Below are 16,705 nucleotides of genomic sequence, written 5' to 3'. Positions count from 1 at the left end.
TCAGCCCCATCCGCATGGCCGACCGTTCCCTGCTTGATCGCTTCAAGGATGTCCTTGCCGGCGCTTCCCGCTCCATCGCGCACGACCCGGAAGTCGAGCTCGGCTTCACGGCCGATGCGCCTCATCTGGTCGGCAAGCAGATCAAGGTGCCCACGCCCACGCGCGGCCTGCCGCCCGAGCAGGTGGCGCTTGCCCGGGGTTTCGCGGACAGCTTCGCGCTGAAGCTGCGTCATCATGATGCGCGGCTCCATGCCAGTCGCGCGCCTGCCCAGCCGGCGGCGCGGGCAGTCTATGATGCGGTCGAGATGGTCCGCTACGAGGCTCTGGGCTCCCGGAACTATCCCGGCATGCGGGCGAATCTCGCGGCCGCACTCGACATGCGCACGCATGCCGATCCCATCACGCGCGCCCAGTCGGCGAGCGAAGTGCCCATTCAGGGCGCAGTCGCCCTGTTGCTGCGCGAGCGGCTGACCGGGCAGGCACCGCCTCCCGAAGCGCTCAAGGGCATCGAATATCTGCGCGAGTGGATCGACGAGAAGGCCGCGACGGATTTCGAGGGGCTGGCGCTCTGCCTCGATGATCAGGCCGCGTTCCAGGACAAGGTGATGTCCATGCTCGAGCATCTCGAGCTGGTGCGCGCCGAGGTCCCGCCCGAATCGCCCGATGAGGATGAGGAAAGCGAGGAAGGCGAGCAGGAGAGGCAGGACGAGCAGGATCAGGACGAGCAGCCCGAGGACGACGACCAGTCCCGCGCCGAGACGCGCGGCGAAGACAAGGGCGAATCGGGCGAGGAAATGACCGAGGATCGTCAGGATGACGATTCGGATTCGGACGACGAGGGCGATGGCGACGCGCAGGACGACGAGGGCGTCATGCCGGTGCGGCCGAACCGTCCCTTCTCGGACCTGCCGCCCGACTTCAATTACACGGCCTACACCACCAAGTTCGACGAAACCGTGGGCGCACGCGACCTGTGCGACGTCGATGAGCTGGTGCGCCTGCGCGGCTTCCTCGACCAGCAGCTCGCTCCGTTTCAGGGTGCCGTCTCCAAGCTGGCGCACAGGCTGCAGCGGCGGCTGCTGGCCCAGCAGAACCGCAGCTGGGATTTCGATCAGGAGGAAGGGCTGCTCGATGCGGCGCGCCTCGCTCGCGTGGTCGTCAATCCCGCCCATTCGCTGTCCTACAAGATGGAGCGCGATACCGACTTCCGGGACACCGTCGTCACGCTGCTGATCGACAATTCCGGTTCCATGCGCGGCCGCCCCATCGGCATCGCGGCGATCAGCGCGGACATCATGGCCCGCACGCTGGAGCGCTGCGGCGTGAAGACCGAGATCCTCGGCTTCACCACGCGGGCCTGGAAAGGCGGGCAGAGCCGCGAACAGTGGCTTGCCGCCGGGCGGCCACCCAAGCCCGGCCGCCTGAACGACCTGCGGCACATCATCTACAAGCAGGCGGACGAACCCTGGCGCCGCGCCAAGGCCAATCTGGGCCTGATGATGCGCGAAGGGCTGCTCAAGGAGAATATCGACGGCGAGGCACTGCTCTGGGCCCATGGACGGCTCTTGGCCCGGCCAGAGGAGCGACGCATCCTGATGGTCATCTCCGATGGCGCGCCGGTCGACGATTCGACACTTTCGGTCAACAACGGCACCTATCTGGAGCGGCATCTGCGGCAAGTGATCGCCTGGATCGAGAGCCGGTCGCCGGTCGAGCTGATCGCGATCGGCATCGGCCATGACGTGACGCGCTATTACAAGCGCGCCGTCACGATCATGGATGCCGAGCAGCTTGGCGGCGCCATGGTGGAGCAGCTCGCGGCCCTGTTCGACAAGGATTGAACGCAGGGACCCGGGACAGGTCGCCCCGGCAGACGTCGTTCACCGCTTCCCCAAGCCGAGCTTGTTGCGGACCCGACCGCCGAGGTCCGTCGCCAGCCCACGGATCGCCGGCATGCCGTGCAGCCTGCGCAGGCGGTAGGCGGTGATATAGGCATGGGCGGCATTGAGCAGGGGCAGATCGAGGGCCACGAAGCGCGCGATGGCGCGACTCATCGCGTCCCGTAGATCGGGCGGGCAGCCATCGAGCAGGAGATCGGGGTGCGACGAGATCGGGCGAGGCTGTTTCCGGCCGCCGCGATGCGCGAAGCCGAGCGCGGAATCCTCGACATGGAAAAGCACATGCTCGGCAGGATCCCAGTGGATCGGCCCGGCGAAGAGCACTTGCAGCCAGAGCCAGGAATCCTCGCCATACAGGCAGCGATAGCGGGCGAAATAGCCGCCGATCCGGTCGAAAAGCGTCTTGCGGATGACGACGCAGCTGGAATGCAGCGCATCCACCATCTGCTTGATGGCCTCGTCACTCGCCTGCGGGTCGAGACCGCGCGTGACGGCCCGATCGACAAGCGCCGCGACCTTGTTGGGGCGCTGGGCGCGGAAAGCGCCGGCGTCATAGCCGCAGACATAAGCGCCGGCCTGCGGAGAAGCCGCCAGCGCGGCCAGGGCGCTGGCGAGGAAATCGCTGCGCCATTCGTCATCGCTGTCGAGGAAAGCGATCAGCGGCGCCCGCGCGGCCGCCGCGCCGGTGTTCCTGGCGACGCCCGGACCCTGATTGCGCTGGGTGAGGCACCGGATGCGATCGTCGTCGATCGCGCGGACCACGTCCATCGATGCGTCCGTGCTCCCGTCATCGACGACAATGACCTCGATGTCCGCGACGCTCTGGCCAAGCACGGATCGCACCGCCCGCTCGATCGTGGCCCGCTTGTTGTACAGCGGCAGGACCACCGAGACGGCGGGCTGGCCCGGCTGCGGGCTCTGTGCGGTGGCATCCATCGCTAGATCGAACGATAGCCGAGGTGACGGCGCAGGCTGCCCGATGCGCGTGCATTGAGCACCAGCCATTGCACGGCTTCGCCCCGGTCATGCTTGCGGGTGCGCCGATAGGCCAGGCCCGATTCGGCCAGCACCCGGAGCGTCGAGAGCACGGCGCGCGCGCGGGCAGGGAGCCCCGTGCGCACGCCGCGAATGGGATTGTCGAACCCCACGGCCTCGTAGAAGGTGCGGATGTAGCTTTCGGTCTGGCGCTCGGCCGGAATGATGTGAAGTACGGTCGCGTCCCAGACCCAGCTTCCCGTGCGGCCCTGCGCCAGAATGGCCTTGATGACCGCCACTTCCTCGCCGCCGCGGCGGCGGCCGGGCGCGACTCCCAGTTCGGGATCATAAGGCTGGGCGCGCTGCTCGGCGCCGCGCACGGCATAATTGAGCCCCCAGGGAAGACGGGAGGGCGTGATCTCCGTCCATTCCGGGCGGTCGCGGATAGCCAGCAATCCCCGCAGCACCTTGCGGTTCTCCGTGAACCAGGGCTCGCGCGGCTCTTCGAACACCGGCTCCGTGCGCCCGCCGAACACCGCGTCGCCGGGGCGCTCGCGGAAGGCGCGGGACCAGGCGGCGAGCCAGTTCTCATCCACAAGGACATCGTCGTCGGTCCAGAGGACATAATCCCCTTTCGATTCCGCCACGCCGGCATTGCGCGCGTTGGACAGGCCGGCGACCGGTTGCCACACGCGCCTGATCGGCAGGCGGCCGGCGAAGCGCTCGATGACCTCGGGCGTCGAATCGGTGCTGCCATTGTCCACCACGAGAAGTTCCCAGGACTCGCTCATGCGCGCCGCCGCAGTGACGAGCGAGTCCAGCGTGCGCGCCAGCGATTCCGCGCGGTTGCGCGTGCAGATGATGACCGTGACGAACGGCGAAATGGCCATGTTTCTCCCTCCGCGACACCGGCTCTATCCCACTGTCCGGTGTCGCCATGATTGTCTGTCTTCTCAGCGGGGCGTTCCGCTCCATATCGGCTCGGCTTTCCATGGATCGAAGCCGTCATACACCGGAACGCCGAAGGGTTCGGCAAAGGCCCGGCACGCCTCGATGTCCTCTGGTGCAATGAACTTGCGCCATTTGTCGATCTGGGAGCGGGAGTCGCGCCGGAGCGAATAGGCCGAGCCTTCTTCGGCGCCGCGTTCCGGCTCCGCGAACTGGCTGGCCGCCGGCGTCCACGCCATGTCGAGCCGGTCCGACAGCGCCTCGAGCCGCGCCGGGCCGTCCGCGCAGAGCCATTCGAAGGGAACCACATGATAACCCGCCCCTTGCGCGGCCTGTCGATAGGCAACGCGCATGGTGGCGCCCCATAGCGCGCCCGCCCGTTCCCAGAAGGTGCCGGCCGAGCGGATGAGATCGGCGAAGGGCGCGAGATGCTCGGAAACAAGTCGGTCGTCGTTCAGCAGGCTCGTGGGGTCCACGTCCCAGCCGAGCTTCTGATAGCTGGCGAACTGGCCGACCGGATGACGCACGAGGCTCACGATCCGGGCCTCGGGATAGCGTGCGGCCAGCCAGTCGAGGGTGAGATTGGCGCGAATCAGCTTCACCAGGACGTGGGGCTTGCGCATGTAGAGCGCGGGCCAGCGATCCCCGAGGCCGCGCAGGCGCGGGGGCAGCCGCTCGATCAGCGGTCCCTGGTCCTCCTTCATCGTGAAGCTCGTCGCCACCTGCCCGCTCAGCGCACGGTCCATATGCGCCTGGTAGAGGGGGTGGTCGTCCCCAGCCTTCAGATAGAGGTTCCAATAGTCCGGGCCCGGTGCGCCGGGCACATGATCCGAGTTGTCCGGTTCGCGATAGTAAGTGAAGCCCGGTGCGAAGGAGAGGGCCTTGGCGGTCCAGCTTGTGCCGCTTCGCGGCATTCCCGAGACGATCACCCGTTTCATCAACAATCCTTCAAATTGCCGCGCGCAGGGAACGATATCTCGCGGAAAGATACAAAAACTTCACGATGAGGCCCTTAGGCGGGAATCCGTCAACGCGACGACGACTTGCATTCCACATCGACTTTCTTTTCGCAATGCGGCAGGCAAGCGGCGTTCACGCTCTGATGCATGGCAACAGGTAAAAGGGAATTGAATCGTGTCGAGCGTTGCCGGGCAGATCATCAAGGGCAGCCTGTGGCTTTCCGGTGCCCGCGCGATCGTCAATGCGCTGGGCTGGGCGAGTACGATCGTCCTTGCCCGGTTGCTGACACCCGATGATTTCGGCCTCGTGGCGATCGGTACCACGATCCAGGCGATCATCATGGCCGTCACGGAAATGTCGCTGGCGCAGGCGCTCGTTCATCATCGCGCGCCCGATGACGACCATCTGAATACCGCCTGGACGCTGGGTTTCCTCCGGGGCCTTGTCATTGCCGCCATGCTCGCCCTGGCTGCTCATCCCCTTGCCCTGCTTTACGAGGATCCGCGGCTGGAATGGGTGATCTATGCGATCGCGTTCGGGGTCTTCCTCGGTGGCCTGAGCAATCCGCGCCGGGTCATGCTGCAGCGACAACTCATCTTCTGGCAGGATTTTCTGCTGAACGTGGGCATGCGGCTGGCGACGGTCATCGTCTCGATCGGCGTCGCGGTCTATTATCGCAACTACTGGGCCCTGATTCTCGGGGGAATGGCCGGACAGCTGGTGGGGCTGGCAATATCCTACATGATCATGCCGTTCCTGCCGCGCTTCGGCTTGCGTCATGCGCGGGAACTATGGTCCTTCTCGTTCTGGCTGACGCTCGGCCAGACCGTCAACACGATCAACTGGCGTTTCGATCAACTGCTGATCGGCAAGCTGCTGGGGCGGTCCGAGCTGGGATATTATTCGGTGGGCGACAATCTCGCGCAGATGCCGACCCGGGAAGCGACCAATCCTCTTCGGCTCACGCTGTTCCCTGCGTTCAGCCGCATATCCGATGATCCGGCACGCCTGCGGGCGGCCTATCAGCGCGCGCAAGGCCTCATCACCGCGATGGCGCTGCCCGTCGGCGTCGGATTTGCGCTGGTGGCCGAGCCGCTGGTGAGAGTCGCGATGGGTGACAAATGGCTGCCGGCGGTGCCCATCATCCAGGCGCTTTCCTCGATCTTCGCTTTCCAGACCTTCGGTTCCGTCGTGCAGCCGCTCGCGATGTCGCTCGGGGCGACAAAGAACCTGTTTCACCGCGACCTCTGGGTCTTCTTCGTGCGGCTGCCGATCATCCTGACCGGCCTGTTCTTCGGCGGCCTGCCGGGTCTTGTCGTGGCGCGCATGGTCAGCGGTACGGTTTCCACCATCATGAACATGGAGCTGGTCCGCCGGCTCTCGGGCCTGGGCCTCAGGACCCAGTTCGGCAGCAATCTGCGCACGCTGGGTGCCATTGCGGTCATGATCGTCGGCGTGACGGCCTGTCGACGCCTGGCCTTTACGGCTGCGCATCCCGGTCCGCTGTACCTGATATCCGAGGTCGTCATACTCGCCGCGACGGGCGCCATTCTCTATCTCGGGTCGCACTGGCTGTTCTGGCGTCTGCAGGGCTATCCGCAAGGGCCGGAGAAGGAAGTCCGGGACCTTCTGGGCCAGGCGCTTGCGCGGCTGCGCCGACCCCAGCCGCTGAGGTCGCGATGATGCGGGCGGCCTGCGTTGCCGGTGCGGCTTCCCCATGGAGGGAGCGCCCATGACTCGCGTGCTCATGGCCTCGAACGATCAGACCTTCAGTCCGGCGCTTACCCATGCTTATCATGCGCGCGGGCTCGACGTGACCGCGGGCGTACCCAATCTCGACCCCGCTTTCGGGCGGTTCGATGTGCTTCACGTCCACTGGCCCGAGGAACTGGCCGGCTGGAGCGCCCGCGACAAGGCGCGCACGGACAAGGTGCTGGAGCTGCTCGACTGGTGGAAGCAGCGCGCGGTGATCGTGGCGACGGTCCATAATCTGGTGCCGCACCGGGCGGAGCGGCTGGATGGCCCGGAGTCGGTCTATTTCAATGCCTTCTATGAGCGGGTCGATCTGCTTTGCCATTTCTCGGGCTATTCGCGCGAGCGATATGCAGAGCAGTATCCGGCCATCCCGCAGGCCCGGCAGATCGTCCAGCCGCTCAACACCTACGATCACCTGCTCCCGCTGATGCGCGGCCGGGAGGCTGCCCGCGCGCAATTCGGTGTGAAGCCGGACGAGCATGTCTTCGCGGTCTGCGGCGCGATGCGCCTGCCTGCGGAGATGAACCTCGTTCGTGCCGCCTGGTCTCGCCTGCGTGATCCCTCGGCGCGGCTGCTGCTCGCGTCAGGCCCGTCGTGGAGTGGCCTGGACCCCGTGCGACGGACTGCCGGCAAGGTTGCTCACCGCCTCTGGCTGCGCGACCGCAGGATCAGCCGGCTGGGCGGGCAGGTCGACGATTCGACGCTGGTCGGCATATTGGAAGCGGCCGACACGATCATCATTCCCCGGCTCGGCCATCACCTCAATTCGGGGCTTGTCCCTCTGGCCCTGACCTTCGGCACCGGCATCCTCGCGGCGGACCTCGGCGCCAACCGGGAGATCGTGCCGCAGCCGCAGAACGAGCTCTACGAGGCCGGGAATGCCGACTCATTGATCGAGGCGATGCGCCGGCAGATGGTAAAATCATCTGCGGAGGTGCGCGCCGCCAATCTGGCGCACCGTGACACCATCGGCTGGGGTGCGGCGCTGGACATGATATGGCCGCGCGTCGTCGAGATCGGGCGCCACAAGCGCCTGCCTGCCTTCACGTCCGCCGCTCAGGGCGAGGCCGCCGGCTTGTAGAGAGCCGGGAGCAAGGTCTTGAATGCCGCCAGCTTGGGCGCATCCCAGCGCCGGATATAGGGGTGGTCGGGATTCTTGCGCATGAAATCCTGATGATAGGCCTCGGCCGGCTGGAAGCGCCGCACCGCTTCGGTGCGCGTGACGACTGGCGCGTCCCACAGGCCTGATTCGTCCAGCTGGGCGATATAGGCCTGCGCCGTTCTGGCCTGCGCCTCGCTTTGCGGAAACAGGGCCGATCGATACTGCGTGCCATGGTCCGGGCCTTGCCGGTCAAGCGTCGTGGGATCGGCGATCACCGAGAAGAAGATGCGCAGCAGCGTGCCGTAGCTCACTTCAGCGGGATCATAGATGACGCGCACGGCCTCGGCATAGCCGGTGCGCCCCGTCCCCACGCGGTCATAGGTCACGCGCATCTCCGGCGGCCCGCCGCCATAGCCGGACAGGACGCGCTTCACGCCCTTCACATGGGAGAAGACGCCCTCGACTCCCCAGAAGCACCCACCGGCGAAATAGGCCGTGGCGTTCCTCCCGGTCTCCGGTTCGTCGAGCGCGGGGACCGGGGCAAGGCGCGGGCGTTCCGCGGCTGCCGCCGGTGCGGAAGCGGAGAAGGCGGCGAGGGCAAGACCCTGCCCGGCAAGCAGGATCGCGGCGAGCAGGGAACGCATTGGCTTTCTCCCCGACATCGGATGTCGTTTCCATGATGGAACTGGGAGCGGCAAGGGCCCGTTTCAAGGCACATCGCCTGGCGGGTGGCATTCGGGCACGGGGAGATGGCGCCCGGCTGAGGCCGGGGCCTCTCTTTTCAGTGGCGCTCAGAAATGCCGGGCGAAGCGCAGGCCCAGCATCACCCGCTCGGCGATCGCCGTGCTGATCCGGTCATTGAGGAGGACCCGCAGTTCGGGGCCGAGCGCGAGCAGACCGGATAGCGCGCCCGCGCCGTTATCGGCTGCAGGCTGAGGCGCGCGGCCTCGCGGCGCGGCGGCGTCCATCGGGAGAATGCTGGCCTGTGCTGCCGCCTGCACCAGTTCCGGACCCTCGGCATATCCCGCAGGCGCGAGCCTGAATTGGGCCGAACGATCCGCGATGCGGGTGTCCGCAGGCGCCGCGTGCGCGGGCAGGGCCATGGTCAGGAGAGACAGGATCGACGCGTGCAACCCGTTGAGCCATCTTGTCCGGCGCCCTGCACTGGGCGCGGCTTCATCCGTTTGCGTCGATCCCATCTTCTGCGACCTCTTCTGGTGAGGAAGAGAATCGCTGAAAATGGTTAACGGCGCTCACCGGGCCCTGGTTAACGGGCGGGTAACGGTTTGAGGGCGGCCGGGGACGGTTCAGCCGAGCGCGGCGCAGGCCTCCTGGATCCGGGTACAGGCGGCTTTCAGAATCTCTTCCGACGTCGCGTAGCTCACCCGGAATGCCGGCGCGAGGCCGAAGGCCCCGCCATGAACGGCTGCGACACCCTTCGCCTCGAGGAAATAGGTGATCAGATCCTCGTCCGTCGCGATCTTCCGGCCGTCGGGCGTGGTCTTGCCGATGCAGCCGGAGGCGTCGGGATAGACGTAGAAGGCGCCTTCCGGCGTTGGGCAATTGAGGCCGGGCGCATCGTTGAGCATGGCGACGACGAGATCGCGCCGCTTGCGGAAGGCTTCGTTCCGTCCGGCCAGAAAGCTCTGGTCGCCATTCAGCGCCGCGGCCGCCGCCGCCTGGCTGATCGAGCAGGGGTTGGAGGTCGACTGGGACTGCAGCTTGGCCATCGCCTTGATGATCCACTGCGGGCCGCCGGCATAGCCGATCCGCCAGCCGGTCATGGAATAGGCCTTCGACACGCCGTTCACCGTGAGCGTGCGCTCATAGAGATCGGGGCATACCTGCGCGATCGTCTTGAACGGTGTGGGCGCATACCAGACATGCTCATACATGTCGTCGGTCAGGATCAGCACATGGGGATGCCTGCGCAGCACTTCGCCGAGCGCCAGCAGTTCCTCGCCCGAATAGGCAGCGCCCGTCGGGTTGGAAGGGGAGTTCAGCAGCACCCAGCGCGTCTTCGGCGTGATCGCCGCTTCGAGCTGCTCGGGCAGGATCTTGTAGAGCTGGTCCGCGCCGGCCGAGACGATGACCGGCGTCCCGCCGGCGAAGTTCACGATGTCCGGATAGCTCACCCAGTAAGGCGCGGGGATGATGACTTCGTCGCCCGCCTCGACAGTCGCCAGCAGCGCATTGAACAGTGTGTGCTTGCCGCCCGAGTTCACGCTGATCTGGCCGGTCTCGTAGCTCAGATCATTGTCGCGCCGGAACTTGGCGGCAATGGCTTCCTTGAGTTCGGCCGTGCCGTCGACATTGGTGTACTTCGTCTGGCCCGAGCGGATCGCGGCGATGCCTGCTTCCTTGACGAAATCCGGCGTGTCGAAATCCGGTTCTCCCGCCGAGAGACCGATGATGTCCTTGCCCTCCCGCTTCAGGGCGATGACGCGGTCGGTCATGGCGAGCGTGGCGCTGGGCTGGATGCGGCCGAGGGCGGCGGAAGTCCGTGGCATGGAGTTGACTCCTGGCGAGGGGAGGAAGCGGTGCGCTGTCTGTCCGGAGAGCCCGGACGGCGCGGTCCATAATGTCCTCAGCCCCGGCGCGCAACCACGCTTGCGGCCACCATTCCGCGGGACGCATTGCCGATGAAGAATCCGCCTTCCAGATCGCGGGGCTTGAGATCCGCTTCCTCGGCCTCGCCCAGGTCGAGGAGATTCTGGCGCAGCACGCCGGGCAGCAGCCCCCGCGAGAGGGGCGGGGTGAGCAGACGGTCGCCGCGCTCCACGAAGATGGTCGAGAAGCAGCCTTCGGTGAGATAGCCGGCCTCGTCCAGAAGCAGCACCTCGAATGTGCCGCCGCGCCGCAGGGCTTCTTCATAATGGCGCCGGTCGGTGGTCTTGTGGTGAATGCGCGGATCGTCGCCGCCCAGCAGCCGGGGCACGATGCTCACCTGCATGATCGCTTGCGGCCAGGGCGCGTGCGGCCGCACCTCAACGGCCATATTCCCAGCCCGTGACAGCAGGACGCGCACCCGCTGCGCCTCGACGAAGCTGAAGGTCGCGGCCTGCAGCTCGTTGCGCAGCGCGTGGCGGTCGAAGCGGAAGCCAAGCTTGTCGGCGCTGGCCTGCATCCGGCTGATATGGCGCTCGAGCATCGGCAGACCGCTCGCAGGATCGAACGCCATCGTCTCGATGAGGTCGAAGGCCCCTGTCGTTTCGCTCACGCCTGCTCCTCTCCCGGCCGCGCTGTCACGAAGCGCGCCTTGTCAAGGCACTCCTGCCATTCGGCATCCGGCGCGCTGTCCGCAACCACGCCCGAGCCGAGCCCCAATATGCCCCGGTTTGTGCCCGGTTCCAGAGAAATGGTGCGGATCGCGACATTGAAGCGGGCGCTGCCGTCCGGAGCGATATGGCCGATGCTGCCGGTGTAGAGCCCGCGCCCGAAGCGTTCGACTTCCCGGATCACTTCCATGGCGCGCAACTTGGGGGCGCCAGTGATGGAGCCGCAGGGGAACAGGGCCCGCAGCGCGTCGACCGGGCCGACATCCTCGCGCAGCTGCCCTTCCACCACGGAGATCATCTGATGGATGGTCGGATAGGTTTCGACGTGGAACAGGGCGGGCACGCGCACGCTGCCCGCGGTGGTGACGCGGGAAAGGTCATTGCGCAGCAGGTCGACGATCATGAGATTCTCGGCCCGCTGCTTGGGGTCGCTGGCGAGATGGGCGATCGCGGCGGCATCCTCGACCGGGTCCGCCAGCCGCCGGGCCGTGCCCTTCATGGGCCGCGTTTCGATCCGTCCCTTCTCGAGCGCGAAGAAGCTCTCCGGCGAGAAGGAGAGCACGTGCCGCCCGTCATGCCGGATGAGCGCGCCATAGCCCGCCGCGGCATGGGGCCGGATGGCCGCATAGGCAGCGAGCGGATCCCCGTCGATGGTCACGGCGGCCAGGAAAGTGAGGTTCGCCTGATAGATGTCGCCCGCGCGGATATAGTCAAGCACCCGGGCGATCGCTTCGCCATAGTCGGCGCGCGAGACGAGCGGCTCCACCGGACCGACCGTCGCCTCGTCCGGGGAGGGCAGCAGGTCCGGCACGGCATCGCGCGGCACCTGTTGCAGCGCGTCGAACAGGCCGAACCACAGCAGCGGTCCGCTGTCTCCCTCGCGCGGGGCATGGGCTGCGAGGCGCGGCTCGAAGGCATGGCCTGCCGCATAGGAAAGATAACCCGCCGCATGCAGCCCTGCGCGGGTCGCGGTCTCGATCTCCCGAAGCGCGGGGAGGACACCCTCCAGGCGCTGCGCGGTCACGACTCTCAGCGGATCGCGGAAGAGCGTGGCGACGCCCCCCCCTTGCGGGCTGGCATCGTCCAGCAGGACAAAGGGCGCATCGGCCCGGGCAGGCAAGGCGGCCAGACTCATCCTGCCCTCATGGCAGCGCCTTGCGCGCAAGGCCAGCCTTCGGCGTGGCGGGGGCAGGGCGCCGCGCTTTCATCGTCCGGTGAGGCGCTCGCTCGCGCCGCTCTGTGGATTGGCCGACACACTCGCCCGAAAACCGTCTCTCCCGGCCCGAAATCGCACAGCACTGGCCGATGATGACGGCGATTGTCATTGGCCATTCGGCGCGGCCTTTCATAAGGACCGGCGCATGGAAGGCAGGCGCTGAGAGAGGCGGAGGCAAGTCGATGTCCGGCTATGGGATGGTCGCGGGAAGGATCGCCGTCGTGTGCGGAGCGCTGGCGGCTGCCATGTTGCTGCGTTCGGCGCCCGAGGCGGCGCGCTGGGCCTTGCTGATCTGCTCTCTGGGCTTCATCGGCGCCACCTTGCGGCTGCGCCGGATCGACGCCGGGCTCTGAGAGAACAAGGCAGCAGCGAACCTCAGTCGAACAGCGAGCTGACCGAACTCTCGTCCGCGATCCGGCGGATCGCTTCGCCGAGCAGCGGTGCGATGGGAAGCTGGCGGATGCGCGAGGAGGAGCGGACCGCGTCGGTCGCCTGGATCGAATCGGTGATGACCAGCTCGTGCAGTTGCGATCCCTCGACGCGCGCCACCGCGCCGCCGGAAAGAACGCCATGCGTCACATAAGCGACGACATCGGTCGCGCCGGCCGCCTTGAGTGCCCCGGCGGCATTGCACAGCGTGCCGGCGGAATCGACGATATCGTCGATCAGAATGCAGAAGCGCCCCTTCACATCGCCGATGATGTTCATGACTTCCGATTCGCCCGCGCGCTCGCGGCGCTTGTCGACGATGGCGAGCGGCGCATTGTCCAGCCGCTTGGCCAGCGCCCGGGCCCGGACCACGCCGCCCACGTCGGGCGAGACCACCATGAGATTGTCGTTCGGGAAACGCGCCTGGATATCGGCGGACATGACCGGCGCACCGAACAGATTGTCGGTGGGGATGTCGAAGAAACCCTGGATCTGTCCGGCATGGAGATCGACCGAGAGCACGCGGTTGGCGCCCGCCGTGGTGATGAGATTGGCCACCAGCTTGGCCGAGATCGGCGTGCGCGGTCCCGGCTTGCGGTCCTGCCGCGCATAGCCGAAATAGGGGACGACCGCCGTGATCCGCTTGGCCGACGCACGCTTGAGCGCGTCGATCATGATGAGCAGTTCCATGAGATTGTCGTTGGCGGGATAGCTGGTCGACTGGATGACGAAGACATCCTCGCCGCGCACATTCTCGTGAATCTCGACGAAGATCTCCTCGTCGGCGAAGCGCCGCACGCTCGCATTGGTCAGCGGCAGCTCGACATAGTCCGCGATAGCCTGAGCGAGCGGCAGATTGCCGTTGCCGGAGATGATCTTCATGGCGGTGCCTTGTGTCGGGAATGGAGGTCGCGGCTCCTCTAGCGGCGCAGAGGGGCCGTGAAAAGCGGCTTGTGACGCTTTGGCGACAGGTTCCTGGCGATTTGCCCTGCACTCAAAATCGTCTAGAGCCGCGCCATGACCGATCGTCTCCGTATTGCCATGGCCCAGCTCAACCAGACGATGGGCGATCTCGCCGGCAATGCCGACGCGATGCTCGCCTGCCGTCAAAAAGCCCGGGAACAGCAGGCCGATCTGGTCGTCTATCCCGAACTTCAGCTCATCGGCTATCCGCCGGAGGATCTGGTCCTCAAGCCCGCGCTTGCCGCGCGCGCGGAAATCGAGCTGCGCCGGCTGGCCGAGGCGACGGCGGATGGCGGACCCGCCATGCTCGTCGGCACGGTGATCGCCAATCAGGGGCTGCTGTTCAATTGCGTGGCGTTGCTGGACGGGGGCGAGATCGTCGCCATCCGGCAGAAGCGCGAGCTGCCCAACTATGGCACGTTCGACGAGAAGCGGCTGTTCGCGCCGGGCCCGCTGCCCGAGCCGGTCCTGTTCCGCGGCGTCAGGCTCGGCCTGCCGGTCTGCGAGGACATCTGGTTCCCCTTCGTCACCGGTCATCTGGCGGAGAAAGGGGCCGAGATCCTCATCACCGTCAACGGCAGCCCCTATGAGGTCGCCAAGGACGATTTCCGTATCAAGGGCGTCTGTGCCCGGCGAGTCGAGGAAACCGGCCTGCCGATCCTCTATCTCAATCGCGTCGGCGGGCAGGACGAGCTGGTGTTCGATGGCGCCTCCTTCGTCCTCAATGCGGACGGCGACATCGCGCACATGCTACCCGACTGGGAGGAAGCGCTCGTCGTGACCGACTGGGTGCGCGATGAAACGGACGGCAAATGGCTGTGCAAGCCCGGCGAGGTCCATGCGCTCGACGAGCATCCGGCCGACATCTATCACGCCATGGTCGTGGGCCTGCGCGATTATGTGAACCGCAATCGCTTCCCCGGGGTGGTGCTCGGTCTCTCGGGCGGCATCGACAGCGCGTTGAGCGCGGCCGTCGCTGTCGATGCGCTGGGCGCAGATCGCGTCTGGTGCGTCATGATGCCCTCGCGCTTCACCAGCCAGGACAGCCTCGATGATGCCGCCGAATGTGCGCGGCTGCTTGGCTGCCGGCTGGATACCGTTCCGATCTCGCCGGCCGTGGAAGCCTTTGACGACATGCTGGTGCAGGTCTTCGAAGGGCGCGCCGCCGATCTTACCGAGGAGAATATCCAGTCGCGCATTCGCGGCGTCACGCTGATGGCGCTCTCGAACAAGTTCGGCCACATGCTGCTGACCACCGGTAACAAGAGCGAGATGAGCGTGGGCTATGCCACCATCTATGGCGACATGGCGGGCGGCTATTCCGTGCTCAAGGACGCCTACAAGACCACGGTGTTCGATCTCTCGCGCTGGCGCAACGCGGCAAGGCCGGCCCTTGCGCTGGGGCCGGACGGGCCGGTGATGCCCGAGCGGGTCATCACCAAGCCGCCGACGGCCGAGCTGCGCGAGGACCAGAAGGATTCGGACAGCCTGCCGCCTTATGAGGTCCTCGATCCGATCCTCTATGGTCTGGTCGAGCAGGAGAAATCGGTCGACCAGCTCGTCGCCATGGGGTTCGAGCGCGAGACCGTGACGCGGATCGAGCGCCTGCTTTATGTCGCGGAGTACAAGCGCCGCCAGTCTCCCCCGGGCGTGAAGCTGGGCGGGCGGAACTTCGGGCGCGACCGGCGCTACCCGATCACCAATGCGTTCCGGACGGGGCACTGAGAGCATGAGCGTCATCACCCGTTTCGCGCCGTCGCCGACCGGCAAGCTGCATGTCGGCAATATCCGCGCGGCGCTGCACAACTGGCTGTGGGCCCGCAAGATGGGCGGCCAGTGCCTGCTGCGGATCGACGATACCGACACGGCGCGCAGCGAGGAGCGCTTCGTCGAGAGCATCCGCGCCGATCTCGCCTGGCTCGGCCTGGATATGGATGGCGAGGTGCGCCAGTCCGCGCGATTCGCGCTCTATGAGGATAAGTTTCAGGAACTGCGCGCCGCCGGCCGGGTCTATCCCTGCTTCGAGACCGCGCAGGAGCTGGAGATCCGGCGCAAGATCCTTCTCGGCCGGGGCCTTCCCCCGGTTTATGATCGCGCGGCGCTGGCGCTGACGGCGGAGGAGATCGCCGCGCGGGAAGCGGCGGGCGAGACGCCGCACTGGCGCTTCCGGCTGGACCATGAGGCGGCCATCGAATGGACCGATCTGGTCCGGGGCCCCCAGCATTTCGACCCGCGGCTGCTTTCCGATCCCGTCATCCGCCGCGCCGATGGCAGCTGGCTCTATATGCTGCCGTCCGTGATCGATGACATCGACATGGGCATTTCCCATGTGCTGCGCGGCGAGGACCATGTCTCCAACACCGCGACGCAGATCCAGATGTTCGCGGCGCTTGGCGGCGGAACGCCCCAGTTCGCGCACATGGCGCTGCTGACCGGGGCCGAAGGCAAGCTCTCCAAGCGGCTCGGCGCGATCGGCGTGAGCGATTTTCGCGATGCCGGCATCGAGCCGATGGCGATCAATGCCTTGCTGGCGCGACTGGGCACGAGCGATCCGGTGGAACCGGTTGCCGACGTGGCGCCGCTGATCGAGCATTTCGATTTCGCGCGGTTCGGCCGGGCCCCCGCGCGCTTCTCGGAAGAGGAATTGTCCGGGCTGAACACGCGGATCGTCCACCTGCTTCCTTATGAGGCGGTGGCCGACCGTCTGCCCGCGGCCGTCACGCCGGCGATCTGGCCAGTGATTCGCCCCAATCTGGACACGCTCGCGCAGGCGGTGGACTGGCTGCCGGTGCTGGAAGGCGACATCGCCGTCGCCGCTCTGGGCGAAGAGGATCGCGCTTTTCTCGCTCAGGCTGCGGACATGCTGGCGCAGGCGGACTTCAGCGACGATCCCTGGCGCGCGCTCACGGGCGCGCTCAAGGATGCGACCGGCCGCAAGGGCAAGGCCCTGTTCCTGCCGCTGCGACTCGCGCTCACCGGCATGGATCATGGGCCGGACATGGCGGCGCTGCTGCCGATCATCGGCAAGGCGCGCGCGCTCGATCGCTTGCGGGCAGCGGCGGCGCAGGTCGCGGCCGACTGATCCGGCGCATCCGCCCGAGGATATTCGAACCCCGGACGGCACTCAACGCCAGCATTTGCGGCCCTGTTCTTCCGGCGGCGGAGAATGCGCGTGCACTCA

At 66.6% G+C, this 16,705-nt stretch carries 15 protein-coding genes; 6 read left to right on the top strand and 9 right to left on the bottom strand.

Annotated elements, in window-relative coordinates:
• Window positions 1-14: 14 nt before the first annotated feature.
• Complete coding sequence (gene cobT / locus SLG_RS18365) at window positions 15-1,841, top strand: cobaltochelatase subunit CobT (RefSeq protein WP_014078024.1); 1,827 nt, start codon at window positions 15-17, stop codon at window positions 1,839-1,841.
• Between the two features lie 39 nt (window positions 1,842-1,880).
• Here the strand turns inward: cobT and SLG_RS20620 are convergent, their stop codons facing one another.
• The 3 genes from SLG_RS20620 to SLG_RS18350 form a co-directional block, all read right to left on the bottom strand.
• The gene (locus SLG_RS20620) at window positions 1,881-2,834 is read right to left on the bottom strand and encodes a glycosyltransferase family 2 protein (RefSeq protein WP_014078023.1); all 954 of its coding nucleotides are present in this window, start codon (window positions 2,832-2,834) and stop codon (window positions 1,881-1,883) included.
• Between the two features lie 2 nt (window positions 2,835-2,836).
• A complete protein-coding gene (locus SLG_RS20615; RefSeq protein WP_014078022.1) occupies window positions 2,837-3,763 on the bottom strand; it encodes a glycosyltransferase family 2 protein in 927 nt (308 codons plus the stop codon).
• 63 nt (window positions 3,764-3,826) lie between these two features.
• Window positions 3,827-4,759 carry a sulfotransferase gene (locus tag SLG_RS18350; protein WP_014078021.1) on the bottom strand — a complete coding sequence of 311 codons (933 nt, stop codon included), beginning with the start codon at window positions 4,757-4,759 and terminating at the stop codon, window positions 3,827-3,829.
• A gap of 196 nt (window positions 4,760-4,955) precedes the next feature.
• On the opposite strand from SLG_RS18350, the gene SLG_RS18345 reads away from it, so the two are divergent.
• Both SLG_RS18345 and SLG_RS18340 read left to right on the top strand, forming a co-directional pair.
• A complete protein-coding gene (locus tag SLG_RS18345; protein ID WP_014078020.1) occupies window positions 4,956-6,464 on the top strand; it encodes a lipopolysaccharide biosynthesis protein in 1,509 nt (502 codons plus the stop codon).
• A 49-nt stretch (window positions 6,465-6,513) separates the two neighbouring features.
• Window positions 6,514-7,617, top strand: coding sequence for a hypothetical protein (locus tag SLG_RS18340; protein WP_041392218.1), 1,104 nt, complete (start codon window positions 6,514-6,516; stop codon window positions 7,615-7,617).
• Here SLG_RS18340 and msrA read toward each other — a convergent pair.
• The 5 genes from msrA to pabB all read right to left on the bottom strand — a co-directional run bounded on the left by msrA (window position 7,593) and on the right by pabB (window position 12,051).
• Entirely contained in the window at window positions 7,593-8,258 is a 666-nt protein-coding gene (gene msrA, locus SLG_RS18335; protein WP_041393702.1) for a peptide-methionine (S)-S-oxide reductase MsrA, read from the bottom strand. The genes SLG_RS18340 and msrA overlap by 25 nt on opposite strands.
• A gap of 171 nt (window positions 8,259-8,429) precedes the next feature.
• Window positions 8,430-8,771 carry a hypothetical protein gene (locus tag SLG_RS18330; RefSeq protein WP_148276644.1) on the bottom strand — a complete coding sequence of 114 codons (342 nt, stop codon included), beginning with the start codon at window positions 8,769-8,771 and terminating at the stop codon, window positions 8,430-8,432.
• A gap of 174 nt (window positions 8,772-8,945) precedes the next feature.
• A complete protein-coding gene (locus SLG_RS18325; protein ID WP_014078016.1) occupies window positions 8,946-10,148 on the bottom strand; it encodes a pyridoxal phosphate-dependent aminotransferase in 1,203 nt (400 codons plus the stop codon).
• 77 nt (window positions 10,149-10,225) lie between these two features.
• Window positions 10,226-10,858, bottom strand: a complete 633-nt coding sequence (locus tag SLG_RS18320; protein WP_014078015.1) for an aminotransferase class IV — start codon at window positions 10,856-10,858, stop codon at window positions 10,226-10,228.
• Window positions 10,855-12,051, bottom strand: coding sequence for an aminodeoxychorismate synthase component I (gene pabB / locus SLG_RS18315; RefSeq protein ID WP_014078014.1), 1,197 nt, complete (start codon window positions 12,049-12,051; stop codon window positions 10,855-10,857). The genes SLG_RS18320 and pabB overlap by 4 nt, the downstream gene beginning before the upstream one ends.
• 263 nt (window positions 12,052-12,314) lie before the next feature.
• Between pabB and SLG_RS21850 the strand changes: the two genes are divergently transcribed.
• Window positions 12,315-12,485, top strand: coding sequence for a hypothetical protein (locus SLG_RS21850; RefSeq protein ID WP_014078012.1), 171 nt, complete (start codon window positions 12,315-12,317; stop codon window positions 12,483-12,485).
• A 22-nt stretch (window positions 12,486-12,507) separates the two neighbouring features.
• Here the strand turns inward: SLG_RS21850 and SLG_RS18310 are convergent, their stop codons facing one another.
• The gene (locus SLG_RS18310) at window positions 12,508-13,443 is read right to left on the bottom strand and encodes a ribose-phosphate pyrophosphokinase (protein WP_014078011.1); all 936 of its coding nucleotides are present in this window, start codon (window positions 13,441-13,443) and stop codon (window positions 12,508-12,510) included.
• Window positions 13,444-13,578: 135 nt separating this feature from the next.
• Between SLG_RS18310 and SLG_RS18305 the strand changes: the two genes are divergently transcribed.
• Both SLG_RS18305 and gltX read left to right on the top strand, forming a co-directional pair.
• Window positions 13,579-15,249: an NAD+ synthase gene (locus SLG_RS18305; protein WP_014078010.1), complete on the top strand. Its 1,671-nt coding sequence runs from the start codon at window positions 13,579-13,581 to the stop codon at window positions 15,247-15,249.
• Between the two features lie 4 nt (window positions 15,250-15,253).
• Window positions 15,254-16,606: a glutamate--tRNA ligase gene (gene gltX, locus SLG_RS18300; protein WP_014078009.1), complete on the top strand. Its 1,353-nt coding sequence runs from the start codon at window positions 15,254-15,256 to the stop codon at window positions 16,604-16,606.
• Window positions 16,607-16,705 lie beyond the last annotated feature (99 nt).

The sequence above is a fragment of the Sphingobium sp. SYK-6 genome (genome assembly GCF_000283515.1).
In the GTDB taxonomy this organism is placed as follows: Bacteria; Pseudomonadota; Alphaproteobacteria; order Sphingomonadales; family Sphingomonadaceae; genus Sphingobium; species Sphingobium lignivorans.
This window is presented reverse-complemented; position numbering and strand designations above follow the sequence as displayed.